Here is a 17,696-nt window from a genome sequence, read left to right on the forward strand (position 1 = left end):
GGTAGTTCGCGATAGTCCAACAACCTCTGTTCTAAGGGGGTTTGGGCGCCGAGGATGACTCGATTCGGTCAAGTCTTGGTCGAATAAGTACTTGCATGGCGTGCTCTTCCGAAACGATGCGGCACGGACCGCGTGACACGCGGTCCTGACCCCCCTCACCGTCTCTGAGAGAACTCCATGAGAAGAAGCGCAGCCGTCCTGTGCGGCGCGACCGTCGTCCTGGCCGGGACGCTCACCGCCGTCCCCGCCAGCGCCAGCGCGCCGCACTCCGCGAACACCGCCCAGGCCGCGAAGGTCACTTGGAAGAAGTGCGGTACGGAGGACTACCCGACGCTCCAGTGCGCGTCGGTGAAGGTGCCCCTCGACTACGCGAAGCCGCAGGGGAAGCAGATCACGCTGGCGCTGTCGCGCGTGCCGCACACCGCCAAGACGTACCAGGGACCGCTGCTGGTCAACCCCGGCGGCCCCGGCGGCAGTGGCCTGTCGCTGGCCGGTTTCGTCGCGTCGTCGCTGCCGAAGGAGGTCGCCGCCCAGTACGACGTCGTCGGCTTCGACCCGCGCGGAGTGGGCAAGAGCCAGCCCGCCCTGGACTGCAAGCCGGGCCACTTCGACCCGGTGCGCCCCGACTCCGTGCCCAGCACGCCCGCGCTGGAGAAGGCCAACCTCGACCGCGCCAAGTCCTTCGCCCAGGCCTGCGGCAAGAAGTACGCGGACGTCCTGCCGTACATCAACACGGTCAGCGCCGTGAAGGACATGGACTCGATCCGCAAGGCCCTCGGCGCCAAGAAGATCAACTACTTCGGCTACTCGTACGGTACCTACCTCGGCTCGGTCTACGCCAAGCTGTTCCCCGAGCGGGTGCGGCGCCTGGTGCTGGACTCGATCGTCGACCCGACCGGGGTCTGGTACGACGACAACATCCAGCAGGACTACGCCTTCGACAAGCGCCACAAGGCGCTCATGGCGTGGATCGCCAAGTACGACTCCACGTACAAGCTCGGCACCGACCCGAAGAAGGTCGAGGCCAAGTGGTACGCCATGCGGGCGGCCCTGGCCAAGAAGCCGGCGGGCGGCAAGGTGGGCGCCTCCGAACTGGAGGACATCTTCATACCCGGCGGCTACAACAACGCCTACTGGCCCACCCTCGCCCAGACGTTCGCGGCGTACGTCAACAAGAAGGACACCGCCGCGCTGGTGAAGGCGTACGACAACATCGCCGCCATCGACGCCTCCGGCGACAACGGCTACAGCGTCTACACCTCGGTGCAGTGCCGTGACGCGTCCTGGCCGCGCGACTGGAAGCAGTGGCGCAAGGACAACTGGGCGGTGTACGAGAAGGCGCCGTTCATGGCCTGGAACAACGCCTGGTACAACGCGCCGTGCGCGTTCTGGCCGACGAAGTCGCTGAAGCCGGTGAACGTGAGCAACACCAAGCTCCCGCCGGTGCTGCTGTTCCAGGCGACGGACGACGCGGCCACCCCGTACCAGGGCGGTGTCACCATGCACCGGCTGCTGAAGGGCTCCAGCCTGGTCGTGGAGCAGGGCGGCGGCAACCACGGCATCTCGCTGAGCGGCAACGCCTGCCTCGACAAGTACCTGGCGACGTACCTCACCAACGGCAAGGTGCCGCACGGCAGCGGCGTGGCCGACGCGGTCTGCAAGAAGCTGCCCGACCCGAAGCCGCAGGCCACGGCGGGCAAGACGCCGAGCACGGGCCAGTCGGCCGTCGCGACGGTCGGCGACACCCTGCGCGGGATCCTGGGGTCCGGGGTCTGAGCGCGCTCGCGTGAGCATCGCCTGACACGACGTGAGGGGCGTCCGGTACACACCGGGCGCCCCTCATCGTCTGCGGGAGAAGATCAGAGCTTCTCGATCACGTAGTCGACGCACTTCGTCAGGGCCTCGACGTCCGCCGGGTCGATCGCCGGGAACATCGCGACGCGCAGCTGGTTGCGGCCGAGCTTGCGGTAGGGCTCGGTGTCGACGATGCCGTTGGCGCGCAGGACCTTGGCGACGGCGGCGGCGTCCACCTCGTCCGTGAAGTCGATCGTGCCGATGACCTGGGAGCGCTTGGCCGGGTCGGTGACGAACGGGTTCGCGAACTTGACGTCCTCGGCCCAGCCGTACAGCGTCCGCGCGGAGGTGGCGGTGCGGCGGACCGACCAGTCCAGGCCGCCCTGGCCGTTGATCCACTCCAGCTGCTCGTTGAGGAGGAACAGCGTGGCGAGGGCCGGGGTGTTGTACGTCTGGTTCTTGCGGGAGTTGTCGATCGCCGTCGGCAGCGAGAAGAACTCCGGGACGTGCCGGCCGGAGGCGTGGACGCGCTCGGCGCGCTCGATCGCGGCCGGGGAGAAGACGCCGATCCACAGGCCGCCGTCGGAGGCGAAGGACTTCTGCGGGGCGAAGTAGTAGACGTCCGTCTCGGCGATGTCGACGGGGAGGCCGCCGGCACCGGAGGTGGCGTCGACGAGCACCAGGGCGCCCTCGTCCGCGCCGGCCACGCGCTTGATCGGCATGGCGACACCGGTGGAGGTCTCGTTGTGGGTGAAGGCGTAGACGTCGACGCCCGCCTCGGCGACCGGCTCGGGGTGCGTACCCGGCTCACTGGAGATGACGTCCGGCTCGGCCAGCCAGGGCGCGAGCTTGGCGGCCTTGGCGAACTTGGAGGAGAACTCGCCGAAGCTGAGGTGCTGCGACTTGTTCTCGATCAGGCCGTGCGTCGCGATGTCCCAGAACGCGGTGGAGCCGCCGTTGCCGAGGATCACCTCGTACCCGTCGGGGAGCTGGAACAGCTCACGGATGCCCTCGCGCACCTTGCCGACCAGGTTCTTGACGGGGGCCTGGCGGTGGGAGGTGCCGAGCAGGGACGTGCCGGTGGCGGCCAGGGCGTCCAGCGCCTCCACCCGCACCTTGGAGGGGCCCGCGCCGAATCGACCGTCGGCGGGCTTGATGTCAGCAGGAATCTGGATCTCAGCCACGCTCTGGAGGTTAGCCGGTGAGGAAACCTGGGCGAAACGTGTTCCGTCGGGTGAGACGGGGTTCGTGTCGACGTGAGACTGGTTTGCTGGACGTATGACGGATCTTGAGGCCGAGCTGCGCAAGGTCGTCCGGGGCGATGTGGGCTTCGACGTCACCTCCCGGGCACTGGTCACGATGGACGCCTCGAACTACCGCCGGGTCCCGTTCGGCGTCGTCGCCCCGCGCGACGCCGACGACGTGGCCGGCGTGCTGGAGGTGTGCCGGTCCCACGGCGTGCCGGTGGTGGCGCGGGGCGGGGGCACGTCGATCGCCGGACAGGCGACCGGTACGGGGGTGGTGCTGGACTTCACGCGTTACATGAACCGTCTCGTGTCGCTGGATCCCGAGGCGCGTACGGCCGTCGTGCAGCCGGGGCTGGTGCTCGACCGGCTCCAGGAGGCGGCGGCCCCGCACGGGCTGCGGTTCGGGCCCGACCCCTCCACCCACAGCCGGTGCACGCTCGGCGGCATGATCGGCAACAACTCGTGCGGCTCCCACTCGGTGGCCTGGGGGACGACCGCGGACAGTGTGCGCGAGCTGGACGTGATCACCGCGCGCGGGCGCCGGCTGCGGCTCGGGCGGGACTGGTCGGGCGCGCCGGACGGGCTGCGGGAGCTGGTGGACGGCGAACTGGCCCGGTTGCGCACGGGCTTCCCGGAGCTGCCCCGCCGTATCTCCGGGTACGCGCTGGACGCCCTGCTGCCCGAGCGGGGCGCCGACGTGGCCCGCTCCTACTGCGGTTCCGAGGGCACGCTGGGCGTGCTGACGGAGGCGGTCGTAGGCCTGGTCGAGGCACCACGCGCGCGTGCGCTGGCCGTACTGGGCTACGCCGACGAGAGCGCGGCGGCCGAGGCCGCGGCCGGGCTGCTGCCGCTGCGCCCGCTGACGGTGGAGGGCATGGCGGCGGACCTGGTGCCGTCCACGGCCGCGCTGCCGCGGGGCGGCGCCTGGCTGTTCGTGGAGACCGGCGGGGAGTCGGCCGAGGAGGCACGCGCGCGTGCGGAGACGGTCGTGCGGGCGGCCGACGGCGTGGACACTCTGGTGGTCACCGACCCGGCGGGGCAGCGCGCGCTGTGGCGGATCCGGGAGGACGCGAGCGGTACGGCGACGCGGATGCCGGACGGGACGGAGGCCTGGCCGGGGTGGGAGGACTGCGCGGTGCCGCCCGCCCGGCTCGGGGAGTATCTGCGGGACTTCCGGGCGCTGCTCGGCGCGCACGGGCTGCGCGGCACGCCGTACGGGCACTTCGGGGACGGCTGCATCCACGTCCGCATCGACTTCGACCTGCTGACGGAGCCCGGCATCGCCCGGTTCCGCCGCTTCTCGGAGGAGCTCGCGGAGCTGGTGGTGGCGCACGGCGGTTCGCTGTCCGGGGAGCACGGGGACGGGCAGGCGCGGGCGGAGCTGCTGCCCAGGATGTACGGGCGGGAGATGGTCGGCCTGTTCGAGCGGGTGAAGGGCGTGTGGGACCCGGACGACCTGCTCAACCCCGGCATGCTGGTCCGCCCCGCGCCCCTGGACGCGGACCTCCGCTTCTCCGTCCTGCCCCGCGAGCCCGTCGACGTCGCCTTCGGCTACCCCTTGGACGGCGGTGACTTCTCGGCGGCGGTACGGCGCTGCGTGGGCGTCGCCAAGTGCCGTACGACGTCGGTGTCCGGCTCCTCCGTCATGTGCCCGTCCTTCCGGGCGACCGGCGCCGAGGAGCACTCCACGCGCGGGCGGGCCCGGCTGCTGCACGAGATGCTCGCCGGTGAGGTGGTGACCGACGGCTGGCGCTCCACGGAGGTGCGGGACGCCCTGGACCTGTGCCTGTCCTGCAAGGGCTGCCGGTCGGACTGCCCGGTGGAGGTGGACATGGCCACCTACAAGGCGGAGTTCCTCCACCACCACTACGCCGGCCGGCGCCGGCCCGCCGCGCACCACGCGATGGGCCGGCTGCCCGTGTGGCTCCGTGCCGTGTCCCGTACGCACACGGCACGGCTGGTCAACGCCCTGGCCCGGCTGCGGCTCTTCGCGCGGGCGGCGAAACGGCTGGGCGGCATCGCCCCCGAGCGGGAGATCCCGCGGGTGGCGACCCGGACGTTCAGCCAGTGGTGGGAACGGGGCAGGGCGCGAGGGACCTCCGCGCAGGGCGACCTGGTCGTCCTGTGGCCCGACACCTTCACCGAGTACCTCTCGCCCTCCGTGGGGCAGGCCGCCGTGCGCGTGCTGGAGGCGGCCGGGCTGCGGGTGGCGCTGCCGCCGACCGTGCGTCTGGAGAAACCGCCGGTGGGCGACGGCAGGACGGTCGCGCTCGACCCGCTGTCCCTGCTGCGGGGCCGGGGACACGTCTGCTGCGGGCTGACGTACGTGTCGACGGGGCAGCTGGACCGCGCCCGAGCGGTCATGCGCCGCACGCTCGACCTGATGGAACCGGTGCTGGAGACCGACGCCCCGGTCGTGGTCCTGGAGCCGAGCTGTGCCGCGGCCCTGCGCACGGACGTCCCCGAACTGCTGCACGACGACCCGCGCGCGGCCCGCCTCGCCGCCAAGGTCCTCACCTTCGCTGAGACGCTGGAACGCCACGCCCCCGACTGGACACCGCCGCGCGTGGACCGCCCGGTGGCCGGCCAGACCCACTGCCACCAGCACGCGGTGCTGGGCGACGCGGCCGACCGCCGGCTGCGCCGGGCCGCGCTGCTCGCCGGCGAACTGAGCGGCGGCTGCTGCGGCCTCGCGGGAAACTTCGGCTTCGAGAAGGGCCACTACGAGGTGTCCACCGCGTGCGCGGAGGAACAGCTCCTGCCGTCGGTACGGGACGCCCCGGACGGCACGGTGGTCCTGGCGGACGGCTTCTCCTGCCGCACGCAGCTGGAGCAGCTGGCGGGCGTGCGGGGCAGGCACCTGGCGGAGGTGCTGGCGGCGGCGCTGGAGGGGGACGGCTGACACTGACCGCCCCCTTCACGCGCGCGCTTGAGGCGTTCGGGCCACGGCACGGGCCGACCCGAGTGTCTGAGCCGGGGCAGGGGCGAAGCCGCTCCTAGGCTCACGGCACCAGCCACTCGAAGGAGCCCGCGCATGAGCGTCCGCGTCCAGCCGATCACCCGTGACGAGCATCTCGCGTTCGTCGCGGCCCGCCCCTCCGCCAGCCACACCCAGATCCCGTCCTGGGGAGAGGTGAAGCCCGACTGGCGGGCGGAGAGCCTCGGCTGGTTCGACGCGTCCGGGCAGCTCGTCGGCGCGGGACTGGTGCTGCTGCGCCCGCTGCCCGGGCCGAAGCTGCCCGGACTGCCGCGGTACCTGGCGTACCTGCCCGAGGGCCCCCTCATCGACTGGCACGAGCCCGGCCTCGAACGTCTGCTGGAGCCGATGGTCGCCCACCTCGGGAGACGGGGCGCCTTCGCGGTGCGGATGGGCCCGCCGGTCGTGGTGCGCCGCTGGAGCGCCGAGGCGGTCAAGTCGGCGATCGCGGACCCGGCCGCCCGGCGGCTGCGGGACGTGCGGGCGACGTCGTTCGAGCCGCGTGCCGGCCAGGTCGCGGACACCCTGCGCCGCATGGGCTGGCGGCAGACCGAACCCGGCGGCGAGGACGGCTTCGCCGCGGGACAACCGCGGTACGTCTTCCAGGTGCCGTTCGCCGGACGGACGCTGGACGACATCCGCGGCGGCCTGAACCAGCAGTGGCGGCGCAACATCAGCAAGGCGGAGAAGGCCGGCGTGAAGGTCGTACGCGGCGGCTACGAGGATCTGCAGGCCTTCCACGAGCTGTACTCCGAGACCGCCGAGCGCGACCGCTTCGTCCCGCGCCCGCTGCCCTACTTCCAGCGCATGTGGAGCGCGCTCACCGCCGAGCACCCGGACCGTATGCGGCTCTACCTCGCGTACCACGACGGCGAGGTGCTCGCCGCGGCGACGATGCTGACCGTCGGCGACCACGTCTGGTACTCCTACGGCGCCTCCACGAGCCGGCGGCGCGAGGTCCAGCCGAGCAGCGCCGTGCAGTGGCGCATGATGACGGACGCCCATGAACTCGGCGCCGCCGTCTACGACCTGCGCGGCATCACCGACACGCTGGAGGAGTCCAGCCACCTGCTGGGGCTGCTCCGGTTCAAGGTGGGCACGGGCGGCGAGGCCGTCGAGTACCTCGGCGAGTGGGACTTCCCGCTCAACCGGCTGCTGTACAAGGCGCTGAGCCTGTACCTCGCGCGCCGCTGAGAGCCGACCCGAAACCTTCCGGGACAGTGGCATAACCGGTTTGTACGCCTGACCGAGTCCATTACTATGGACTTCGCAGTACATCGTGATGCACGCTAGCGTGTACGACGGTGCACGTACGAAACCGAGTACGCAGCCGAGCCGAGCACAGGACCGCCCGTGACCACTCCGGACACCGCCACCACGCCCCAGTCCGCGACGACCGACGCTGCCGGCGCACCGGCCGCAGGGCCCGGGCGACCGGGCCGGCTGGGCTCCCTCGGGCCGGTGGGCCTGGTGTTCGCGGGCGGGATCTCCGTGCAGTTCGGCGGTGCGCTGGCGGTGATGCTGATGCCGAGGGCGGGCGCCCTCGGAGTCGTGGCGCTGCGGCTGCTCGTGGCGGCGGCCGTCCTGCTGCTGGTCTGCCGGCCGCGGCTGCGCGGCCACTCGCGCACCGACTGGGGCACGGTCGTCGTCTTCGGTATCACCATGGCCGCGATGAACGGCCTCTTCTACCAGGCCGTCGCCCGCATCCCACTGGGCCCCGCGGTCACCCTGGAGGTCCTCGGCCCGCTCGCCCTCTCGGTCCTGGCGTCCCGCCGCGCGATCAACGTCGTCTGGGCGGCACTCGCCCTCGCCGGCGTCTTCCTCCTCGGCGGAGGAGGCTTCAGCGGCCTGGACCCCACGGGAGCGGCCTTCGCCCTGGGGGCCGGCGCCATGTGGGCGGCCTACATCATCTTCAGCGCCCGTACGGGCCGCCGCTTCCCGCAGGCGGACGGCCTGGCACTGGCGATGGCGGTGGGGGCGGTCCTGTTCCTGCCCCTGGGCATCGCCGAGTCGGGTACGAAGCTGCTCGACCCGGTGACGCTGGGCCTGGGCGCGGCGGTGGCCCTGCTCTCCTCGGTCCTGCCCTACACCCTCGAACTCCTCGCCCTGCGCCGCCTGCCCGCCTCCACCTTCGCGATCCTCATGAGCCTGGAACCGGCCATCGCGGCGACGGCCGGCTTCCTCCTCCTCGACCAGACCCTCACCGCCCTGGAGGCCGCCGCGATCGCCCTCGTCATCGCGGCGAGCATGGGAGCGGTACGGACGCAGGTCGGCAACGGCCGTGGCCGCGGCCGCCGGAAGGCGGCGGCGCTGGAGGGTACGGGGCTGGAAGGCTAGAGCGACCGGGACGCGTTCACTGCGGGCGCGCCACGCGGAATCCCACGTCGTCGATCCGGAACGTCGGATGGCTGCGGCGCCGTACGGAGGCACGGCAACTCCAGTGCTCGTCGGCCCAGCCGCCGCCCCGCAGCACCCGGTAGGTGCCGTAGACCTCGGCGTCGTAGACGTCCCAGCACCACTCCCAGACATTGCCCAGCATGTCGTAGAGGCCCCACGCGTTGGGCTGCTTGCCGCCCACGGGACGGATCCGCTCCTCGGAGGTGCCGCGATACCAGGCGATGTCGTCGAGCCGCCCGTACCGCGGCCCGCTGCCGCCGGCCCGGCAGGCGTGCTCCCACTCGGCCTCGGTCGGCAGCCGGTACCCGTCACCGGAGGCGTCCCGGCCGACCGACTCGGAGTCATCGCACAGGCGATACACCGGCGTCAGTCCCTCCGCCCGGGACAGCGCGTTGCAGAACCGGACCGCGTCCCACCACGACACGCCCTCCACGGGCAGCCGTTCGCCACGAGCGGCACTCGGCCGCTCGCCGGTGACCTGGGCGTACCAGGCCTGAGTGACGGGGAACGCCGACATCCGGAACGACGCGACGTCGACCGCCCAACTCCGCTGCGTCCGCCGGTCGGACAGCGTCACCCGCCCCGGCGGAACGACCACCATCCCGTTCCCCACGTCCACGCCCACGCCTGCCCCCATGCCGAGCCACACTAACGGCGGTGGGGCGCCGGACGTGAAATATCCGCGCGGGCGGCGAAGTTGACCTGGTCATGACTCAAGGTCCGGCACCCCGCCCGCTGTCCGACGAAGCCCTCTCCGACCTGCTCGGCAAGCAGCAGTTCGGCACTCTCGCCACCGTCAAGCGCAACGGCCGGCCCCATCTGACCACCATGGTCTACAGCTGGGACGCCGAGGCCCGGATCGTGCGGTTCTCGACGACGGCCGACCGTGTCAAGGTCAGGCAGCTGCGCCACGATCCGCGCGCGGCGCTGCATGTGCAGGGCGGTGACGTGTGGTCGTTCGCCGTCGCGGAGGGCGAGGCCGAGGTGTCCGACGCCACGACGGTCCCCGGCGACGAGGTCGGGCGGGAGCTGCTCGGGATCATCCCCGAGGAGGCCAGGCCGGAGGACGAAGGCGCGTTCCTGGAGCAGTTGGTGGCCGAACGCCGGGTGGTCGTCCGGCTGCACGTGGACCGGCTGTACGGGACGGCGCTCGACATCGACGGCTGAGGTCTGGGGGACCGGGCTTGAGTCTCCCGTAGGGGGAGGCGCGAAGGTGCAGGCATGGACGGCGACACGCTCTTCACGATCGGGGCCCTGGCCCGGCGGACCGGGCTGACGGTCAAGACCATTCGGTTCTACTCCGACACCGGGATCGTGCCGCCGACGGACCGCAGCCCGGCTGGCTACCGTCTCTATGACATCCGCGCACTGGCGCGTCTGGATCTGGTGCGCACCCTGCGTGACCTGGGGCTCGACCTTGCCGTCATCCGGCAGGTGCTGGACCGGGAGGTCTCGGTGCCCGAGGTCGCGGCCGCACACGCCGACGCCCTGGAGGTGCAGATCCGCACCCTCCGACTGCGGCGCGCGGTGCTGCGAGCGGTTGCCAAACGGGGCTCCACTCCCGAGGAAATGGACCTCATGCACAAGCTTGCCAAGCTCTCCGACGACGAACGCCGACGCCTCGTCACCGACTTCATCGACGACACCTTCGGCAGGTTCGACGCCAACGCCGACTTCGTCGACATGATGCGCTCGGCCATGTCCGAACTGCCGGACGACCCCGAGCCCGAGCAGGTCGACGCCTGGGTGGAACTCGCCGAACTCACCCAGGACCCCGACTTCCGCGCCGCCGCCCGCCGCATGGCCGAGTACCAGTCAGCCGAGCGCGCCCGAGGCGACGTCACCGGCTTGCACCACGACCTCACCGAGACGGTCCGTGACAGCGTCGGCCGCGCGCTCGACGCCGGCATGGCTCCGGCCTCGGCCGATGCCGCGCCGATCATCGACGCCCTCACCGCCCGTTACGCGCAAACCTTCGGCCGCGCCGACGACGCCGACTTGCGCCACTGGCTGCTGACGCGCCTGGAGATCGCCGACGACCCCCGCACGGAGCGCTACTGGCACCTGCTGGCCGTCATCAACGGATGGCCCGTCCCGCCCAGCCTGGCTCCCGTGTTCACGTGGTTCAGAGAAGCCCTGCGCGCTCACACTTCTGCTCCGTAGCTCCTGGCGGAGCCACCTGAGGGGTGCCCGTCCTAGCGCACCAACACTCCCCGCACCGTGACCCCGTAACGCACCCGCAGCCGCCGCAGCTCCCACAAGCCGACCGCGGTCACGGACAGCGGGGCCCCGAGCATGAACACCGCACGTACCGGCACCGGCACGCCCGCATAGGCCCCGGTGAACACGTCGATCAGCGCCATCTCCCAGACCAGCGTCATGGCGAGCAGCGGCGGCATGGTCTGGTGGATGTCGGCCGTGCGGAACACGTGGATCAGAGCCAGGCCGATGCCCCAGAAGATGAACGGCGTCACCCACACCAGGATGAACGCGGTGACCACCCAAGTGACCACGGACATCACGGGGTCGGTCTCGTACTTGACCTCGAAGAAGCCGGTGAGCATGGTCGCCGGGAAGACGAAGACCCCGGCGATGAGGGCCAGGATCGCGCCGAACGACTTCGCGGCCCGGCGCAGCAGGTCCCGGCGGGCCGCCGGAGCAGTCAGGGCCGTCAGGACGCCCACGACCACCGGGAGCGTCACGGACAGCACCAGCACGCTGAGCCACGACTGCTGGAACCGGTCGTCCGCGACGCCCTGGACGGAATTGGTGATCTTGTAGGTCACCGACACCCACACCACCGCGCCGAGCCCCACGAGCGTACGGATCTTCTGCATACGCGCGATGAACGGGTCCTCGACGAGGTCCGGCCGGGACGGCTTGAAGACCCGGCGTGCGGTGTGGATGGGGCCGATCCGCCGCCGCAGCCGTGTGAAGGGGCCGGGCGGCGGCGCCTGCGGTGGCATCGGGTGGGGTGTGTAGGGATGCGGCACATGGGGCGGATAGCCACCGCCGGCGCCCGGTGGCTGTTGCGGCGGCCCATAAGGGCCAGGTTGAGGCGGCGGGTACGGCCCAGGAGGCGGCGGGTACGGCTGCCCGCCGTGCGGGCCGTACGGCGGCGGCTGCCCGCCCGGGTTCCAGTTGCTCATCCTTGTGTCTCCCCCGATGCGTGACCCGTGCGCGACCAAGTGAACGAGCGCGCCCCAGAGTGTATTGATCGCGCCGTCAGAGCACACGCTTTCAGTCACCCCACAGTTTCATGCAAGCACGCTTGATTGTTTCTGGCTCCGCTGCCATGCTCCTCAGCACACCGCACCACCCCCGCACACCGCCGTGCCCCGAGGGGAGCGCCCGTGTCCGATCCGACGTCCGTGATCGACGACCTGCGTGAGGAGAGCGAGGAACTCGATCGCCTCGTGGCCGGGTTGAGCACGCCGCGCTGGGCGCTCGCCACCCCCGCGCCCGGCTGGACCGTCGCCCACCAGATCGCCCACCTCGCCTGGACGGACCGCTCGGCCCTGCTCGCCGTCATGGACGCCGACGGCTTCCGCGCGCTGGTCGAGAAGGCCCTCGCCGCGCCCGGCTCCTTCGTCGACGAGGGCGCCGAGGAGGACGCCGGACTCCCGCCCGCCGACCTGCTCGCACGGTGGCGTGACGGCCGCACCGCGCTGGAGGAGGCGCTGCGGGCCGCCCCGCCCAAGGCGCGCTTCCCCTGGTACGGCCCACCCATGTCGGCCGCCTCCATGGCGACGGCCCGCCTTATGGAGACCTGGGCCCACGGTCAGGACGTGGCCGACGCCCTCGGTGTGGTGCGCCCACCCACCGACCGGCTGCGGCATGTGGCCTGGCTCGGGGTACGGACCCGGGACTTCGCCTATGGTATGCACGGGCTGACCCCGCCCGCCGAGCCCTTCCGCGTCGCACTCCGAGCCCCCTCCGGCGACTCGTGGACGTACGGCCCCGAGGACGCCCCGCAACGCGTCACCGGACCCGCCCTCGACTTCTGCCTCCTGGTCACCCAGCGCGCCCACCGCACCGACCTCGCCCTGCGCGCCGACGGCCCCGACGCCGACCGCTGGCTGGACATCGCACAGGCCTTCGCGGGCCCGCCCGGCACCGGGCGCCCCTCGAAAGGGGCCGCACAGTGACCCTCCGCATCGGCAACGCCTCCGGCTTCTACGGCGACCGCTTCGACGCCATGCGCGAGATGCTCACCGGCGGCGACCTGGACGTCCTCACCGGCGACTACCTCGCCGAGCTGACGATGCTCATCCTCGGCCGGGATCGGCTGAAGGACCCCGGCGCCGGATACGCCCGTACGTTCCTGCGGCAGTCGGAGGACTGCCTGGGGCTCGCCCACGAGCGGGGCGTGAAGATCGTCACCAACGCGGGCGGGCTCAACCCGGCCGGACTCGCCGACGCCGTCCGGCACTTGGCCGACCGGCTCGGCATCCCCGTGCGCGTCGCACATGTGGAGGGCGACGACCTCACCGCCTCCTACCCCGGCAGCCTCGCCGCCCACGCCTACCTCGGCGGCTTCGGGATCGCGGCCTGTCTGCGGGCCGGCGCCGACATCGTCGTCACCGGGCGGGTGACGGACGCGGCACTCGTCACCGGGCCGGCCGCCGCCCACTTCGGGTGGCGGGAAACGGACCACGACCGGCTCGCGGGGGCCGTCGTCGCCGGGCACGTACTGGAGTGCGGGGCGCAGGCCACCGGCGGCAACTACGCCTTCTTCCGGGACGGCGACGTCCGCCGGCCCGGCTTCCCGCTCGCCGAGCTCCACGAGGACGGCAGCTGCGTCATCACCAAACACCCCGGCACCGGCGGCTTCGTCGACGTCGGCACGGTCACCGCCCAGTTGCTGTACGAGACGGCCGGGGCACGGTATGCCGGGCCCGACGTCACCGCCCGGCTCGACACCGTGCGGCTCGGCCAGGACGGGCCCGACCGGGTGCGGATCGAGGGTGTGCGAGGGGAGGCGCCGCCGCCCACCCTCAAGGTCGGGCTGAACAAGCTCGGCGGCTTCCGCAACGAGGTCGTCTTCGTGCTCACCGGCCTCGACGTCGAAGCCAAGGCCGCCCTGGTGCGGGAACAGCTGGAACCGGCCCTCGGCAAGGCCTCCGACGTGCGCTGGGAGCTGGTCCGCACCGACCGGCCCGACGCCCCGAGCGAGGAGACGGCGAGCGCGCTGCTGCGGCTCGTCGTACGGGACCCCGACCAGGAGGTCGTCGGGCGGGCCCTGAGCGGGGCGGCCGTGGAGCTGGCGCTCGCCAGTTACCCCGGCTTCCATGTGCTGGCGCCACCCGGGAAGGGCTCGCCCTATGGGGTCTTCGAGGATGTGTACGTCCCCCATGGTGCCGTCGACCATGTGGCCGTCCTCCATGACGGGCGCAGGCTCCCGGTGCCGCCGGCCCCCGACACCGCCGTACTCGACGAGGTGCCGGAACCGCCCTTGCCGGAGCCGCTGCCGACCGGGCCCACCCGGCACGCCCCCCTCGGCCTCGTCGCGGGCGCCCGCAGCGGCGACAAGGGCGGCGACGCCAACGTCGGTGTGTGGGCCCGCACGGACGACGCCTGGCGCTGGCTCGCGCACGCGCTGACGGCCGACCGGTTCCGGGAGCTGATCCCCGAGAGCCGGCCGCTGAAGGTCACCCGGCACGTCCTGCCCAATCTCCGTGCCCTGAACTTCGTCGTCGAAGGGATCCTCGGCGCGGGCGTCGCCGACCGGCACCGCTTCGACCCGCAGGCCAAGGCCCTCGGCGAATGGCTGCGCTCCCGCCACCTGGACATACCGGAGGCCCTCCTGTGACCGTCCTGACCTCCGCGCTCGACCCGAGCGGCCCCGAGTACCGGTCCAACCGCGAGACCATGCTCGCCAAGCTCGCCGAACTCGACGCCGAGCACGCCAAGGCCCTCGCGGGCGGCGGCGAGAAGTACGTCGAGCGGCACCGCGCGCGCGGCAAGCTCCTCGCCCGCGAACGCATCGAGCTGCTTCTCGACCCCGACACACCGTTCCTGGAGCTGTCCCCGCTGGCCGCCTGGGGCAGCGACTACACCGTCGGAGCCTCCCTCGTGACCGGCATCGGTGTCGTCGAGGGAGTGGAGTGCCTGATCACGGCCAACGACCCGACCGTGCGCGGGGGAGCGAGCAACCCCTGGTCGCTGAAGAAGGCCTTGCGCGCGAACGACATCGCCCTCGCCAACCGGCTGCCCTGCATCAGCCTGGTGGAGTCCGGCGGCGCCGACCTGCCCTCCCAGAAGGAGATCTTCATCCCCGGGGGTGCCATCTTCCGGGACCTGACCCGGCTGTCCGCCGCCGGGATCCCCACCCTCGCGGTCGTCTTCGGCAACTCCACGGCCGGAGGCGCCTACATCCCCGGCATGTCCGACCACGTGATCATGGTCAAGGAGCGGGCGAAGGTGTTCCTCGGCGGTCCGCCGCTGGTGAAGATGGCCACGGGGGAGGAGAGCGACGACGAGTCCCTGGGCGGAGCCGGGATGCACGCGCGCGTGTCGGGCCTCGCCGACCACTTCGCCGTCGACGAGCACGACGCGCTCCGGCAGGCCCGCCGCGTGGTCGCCCGCCTCAACCACCGCAAGGCGTACGGCGATCCCGGCCCGGCCGAGCCCCCCAAGTACGACGCCGAGGAACTCCTCGGCGTCGTCCCCGGCGACCTGAAGAGCCCCTTCGACCCGCGCGAGGTCATCGCCCGCGTCGTCGACGCCTCCGACTTCGACGAGTTCAAGCCGCTGTACGGGACGAGCCTGACCACCGGCTGGGCCACCCTGCACGGCTATCCGATCGGCATCCTGGCCAACGCCCAAGGGGTCCTCTTCAGCGAGGAGTCCCAGAAGGCCGCCCAGTTCATCCAGCTCGCCAACCAGCGCGACATCCCGCTGCTCTTCCTGCACAACACCACCGGGTACATGGTCGGCAGGGAGTACGAGCAGGGCGGCATCATCAAGCACGGCGCGATGATGATCAACGCGGTCAGCAACAGCCGCGTCCCGCACCTCTCGGTCCTCATGGGCGCCTCCTACGGCGCCGGCCACTACGGCATGTGCGGCCGGGCCTACGACCCGCGCTTCCTCTTCGCCTGGCCCAGCGCCAAGTCGGCCGTGATGGGCCCGCAGCAGCTCGCGGGCGTGCTGTCGATCGTCGCCCGCCAGTCGGCGGCGGCGAAGGGCCGGCCGTACGACGAGGAGGCGGACGCGGCCCTGCGCGCCATGGTGGAGCAGCAGATCGAGTCCGAGTCGCTGCCGATGTTCCTGTCCGGGCGGCTGTACGACGACGGCGTCATCGACCCGCGCGACACCCGCACCGTCCTCGGCCTGTGCCTCTCCGCCATCCACACCGCCCCCTACGAGGGCGCGCGCGGCGGCTTCGGCGTCTTCCGGATGTGAGGAAACCTCCAGTGATCACTTCTGTGCTGGTCGCCAACCGGGGCGAGATAGCCTGCCGCGTCTTCCGCACCTGCCGCGAACTCGGCATCCGCACGGTCGCCGTGCACTCGGACGTCGACGAACACGCCCTGCACGCGCGCGTGGCCGACACGGGCGTACGACTTCCGGGGGCCGCGCCCGCCGACACCTATCTGCGCGGCGACCTGATCGTGAAGGCGGCCCTCGCGGCCGGCGCGGACGCCGTGCACCCCGGCTACGGCTTCCTCTCCGAGAACGCCGGCTTCGCCCGGGCCGTCCTGGACGCGGGCCTGGTCTGGATCGGACCGCCCCCGGACGCCATCGAGGCGATGGCGTCCAAGACCCGCGCCAAGCGGCTCATGGGACTGAAGCCGCTCACCGACGTCACCGAGGCCGACCTCCCGGTCCTGGTGAAGGCGGCGGCGGGCGGCGGCGGACGCGGCATGCGCGTCGTACGGCACCTGGCGGACCTCGACGCCGAGTTGGCCGCCGCGCGGGCCGAAGCGGAGAGCGCCTTCGGCGACGGCGAGGTCTTCGTCGAGCCGTACGTGGAGAACGGCCGCCACGTAGAGGTGCAGATCCTCGCCGACAGCCACGGCACCGTCTGGCCGCTCGGCACCCGCGACTGCTCCCTCCAGCGCCGCCACCAGAAGGTCGTCGAGGAGGCCCCCGCACCCGGACTTCCCGCGGAACTCCAGGAGGAGCTGAGCGCCCTCGCCGTGCGGGCCGCCCGAGCCGTCGACTACGCGGGCGCCGGCACGGTCGAGTTCCTCGTCGCCGACGGCAGGGCCCACTTCCTGGAGATGAACACCCGCCTCCAGGTCGAACACCCGGTGACGGAAGCGGTCTTCGGCCTCGATCTGGTCGCCGAGCAGATCCGCATCGCCGAGGGACACGCCCTCGAAAACACCCCGCCACGCGCGCGTGGCCACGCCGTGGAGGCCCGCCTCTACGCCGAGGACCCGTCCCGCGACTGGTCCCCGCAGACCGGCCGTCTGCACCGCCTCGCCCTGCCCGAGGGCATCCGCCTCGACACCGGCTACACCGACGGCGACGACATCGGCGTCCACTACGACCCCATGCTGGCCAAGGCCGTAGCTCATGCCCCCACGCGCACGGAGGCCGTCCGCAAGCTCGCCTCAGCCCTGGAAGGGGCCGTGATCCACGGCCCCGTCACCAACCGCGACCTCCTGGTCCGCTCCCTGCGCCATCCGGAGTTCACCGCGGCCCGCATGGACACCGGCTTCTACGACCGCCACCTGCCGGACCTGGCCGAGCCGTCCCCCGACCCGCACGCCCCCCTGGTCGCCGCCCTCGCCGACGCCCACGGCCACTCCCGCTTCGGCGGCTGGCGCAACGTCCCCTCACAGCCGCAGACCAAGCGCTACGCCATGGCCGGGCAGGAACACGAGGTCCACTACCGGCACACGCGCACGGGCCTGGAGGCGGACGGCGTACGCGTGGTGCACGCCGACGCGCACCTCGTGGTCCTCGAAGTGGACGGAGTGCAGCGCAAATTCGAGGTGACGCACTACGGCGACCAGGTCCACGTCAACTCCACCGCGCTGACGGTCCTGCCCCGTTTCCCCGACCCGACGACCCAGCACGCCCCCGGCTCCCTCCTGGCCCCCATGCCGGGCACGGTCGTCCGAGTAGCCGACGGCCTCACCGCAGGAACACCCGTGAAGGCCGGAGACCCCCTCCTCTGGCTGGAGGCGATGAAGATGCAGCACAAGATCACAGCACCGGTCACAGGAACGCTGACCGCGTTGCCGGTAGTACTCGGACAACAGGTGGAGCCGGGCCTGGTCCTGGCGGTTGTGTCGGAGACATAAGGGGCGCGGGGAACTGCGCGA

Annotated in this window: 13 protein-coding genes; 10 read left to right on the top strand and 3 right to left on the bottom strand. The window is 71.9% G+C overall.

Going from position 1 to position 17,696, the window contains the following annotated elements; all coding sequences use genetic code 11:
- Positions 1 to 177 precede the first annotated feature (177 nt).
- Positions 178 to 1,776 (top strand): alpha/beta hydrolase, encoded by a 1,599-nt coding sequence (locus tag MQE23_RS24990; protein ID WP_243380339.1) that lies wholly within the window; start codon positions 178 to 180, stop codon positions 1,774 to 1,776.
- 83 nt (positions 1,777 to 1,859) lie between these two features.
- On the opposite strand, the gene serC is transcribed toward MQE23_RS24990, so the two are convergent.
- Positions 1,860 to 2,978, bottom strand: coding sequence for a phosphoserine transaminase (gene serC, locus MQE23_RS24995; protein WP_020276352.1), 1,119 nt, complete (start codon positions 2,976 to 2,978; stop codon positions 1,860 to 1,862).
- Positions 2,979 to 3,072: 94 nt separating this feature from the next.
- On the opposite strand from serC, the gene MQE23_RS25000 reads away from it, so the two are divergent.
- From MQE23_RS25000 to MQE23_RS25010, 3 genes are all read left to right on the top strand, one after another.
- Positions 3,073 to 5,943 (top strand): FAD-binding and (Fe-S)-binding domain-containing protein, encoded by a 2,871-nt coding sequence (locus MQE23_RS25000; RefSeq protein ID WP_243380340.1) that lies wholly within the window; start codon positions 3,073 to 3,075, stop codon positions 5,941 to 5,943.
- Positions 5,944 to 6,075: 132 nt separating this feature from the next.
- A complete protein-coding gene (locus MQE23_RS25005) occupies positions 6,076 to 7,212 on the top strand; it encodes a peptidoglycan bridge formation glycyltransferase FemA/FemB family protein (RefSeq protein WP_243380341.1) in 1,137 nt (378 codons plus the stop codon).
- A gap of 159 nt (positions 7,213 to 7,371) precedes the next feature.
- A complete protein-coding gene (locus tag MQE23_RS25010) occupies positions 7,372 to 8,355 on the top strand; it encodes an EamA family transporter (RefSeq protein WP_020276349.1) in 984 nt (327 codons plus the stop codon).
- A 16-nt stretch (positions 8,356 to 8,371) separates the two neighbouring features.
- Here MQE23_RS25010 and MQE23_RS25015 read toward each other — a convergent pair whose 3' ends face one another.
- A complete protein-coding gene (locus tag MQE23_RS25015; RefSeq protein WP_243380342.1) occupies positions 8,372 to 9,052 on the bottom strand; it encodes a formylglycine-generating enzyme family protein in 681 nt (226 codons plus the stop codon).
- Between the two features lie 71 nt (positions 9,053 to 9,123).
- On the opposite strand from MQE23_RS25015, the gene MQE23_RS25020 reads away from it, so the two are divergent.
- On the top strand, positions 9,124 to 9,582 hold the full coding sequence (locus MQE23_RS25020) for a PPOX class F420-dependent oxidoreductase (RefSeq protein WP_243380344.1): 459 nt from the start codon (positions 9,124 to 9,126) through the stop codon (positions 9,580 to 9,582).
- A 54-nt stretch (positions 9,583 to 9,636) separates the two neighbouring features.
- Positions 9,637 to 10,578: a MerR family transcriptional regulator gene (locus MQE23_RS25025; protein WP_243380345.1), complete on the top strand. Its 942-nt coding sequence runs from the start codon at positions 9,637 to 9,639 to the stop codon at positions 10,576 to 10,578.
- 32 nt (positions 10,579 to 10,610) lie between these two features.
- On the opposite strand, the gene MQE23_RS25030 is transcribed toward MQE23_RS25025, so the two are convergent.
- Positions 10,611 to 11,381, bottom strand: coding sequence for a hypothetical protein (locus tag MQE23_RS25030; protein WP_037672737.1), 771 nt, complete (start codon positions 11,379 to 11,381; stop codon positions 10,611 to 10,613).
- 387 nt (positions 11,382 to 11,768) lie between these two features.
- On the opposite strand from MQE23_RS25030, the gene MQE23_RS25035 reads away from it, so the two are divergent.
- The 4 genes from MQE23_RS25035 to MQE23_RS25050 are packed head-to-tail and all read left to right on the top strand — an operon-like array spanning position 11,769 to position 17,675.
- A complete protein-coding gene (locus MQE23_RS25035; protein WP_243380347.1) occupies positions 11,769 to 12,563 on the top strand; it encodes a TIGR03084 family metal-binding protein in 795 nt (264 codons plus the stop codon).
- Entirely contained in the window at positions 12,560 to 14,227 is a 1,668-nt protein-coding gene (locus MQE23_RS25040; RefSeq protein ID WP_279345159.1) for a DUF1446 domain-containing protein, read from the top strand. Before MQE23_RS25035 ends, MQE23_RS25040 begins: the two co-directional genes overlap by 4 nt.
- Positions 14,224 to 15,822, top strand: a complete 1,599-nt coding sequence (locus tag MQE23_RS25045; RefSeq protein ID WP_243380348.1) for a carboxyl transferase domain-containing protein — start codon at positions 14,224 to 14,226, stop codon at positions 15,820 to 15,822. Before MQE23_RS25040 ends, MQE23_RS25045 begins: the two co-directional genes overlap by 4 nt.
- 11 nt (positions 15,823 to 15,833) lie before the next feature.
- The gene (locus MQE23_RS25050) at positions 15,834 to 17,675 is read left to right on the top strand and encodes a biotin carboxylase N-terminal domain-containing protein (RefSeq protein ID WP_243380349.1); all 1,842 of its coding nucleotides are present in this window, start codon (positions 15,834 to 15,836) and stop codon (positions 17,673 to 17,675) included.
- Positions 17,676 to 17,696 lie beyond the last annotated feature (21 nt).

Source organism: Streptomyces sp. HP-A2021, from assembly GCF_022807935.1.
Classification (GTDB): Bacteria; Actinomycetota; Actinomycetes; order Streptomycetales; family Streptomycetaceae; genus Streptomyces; species Streptomyces afghaniensis.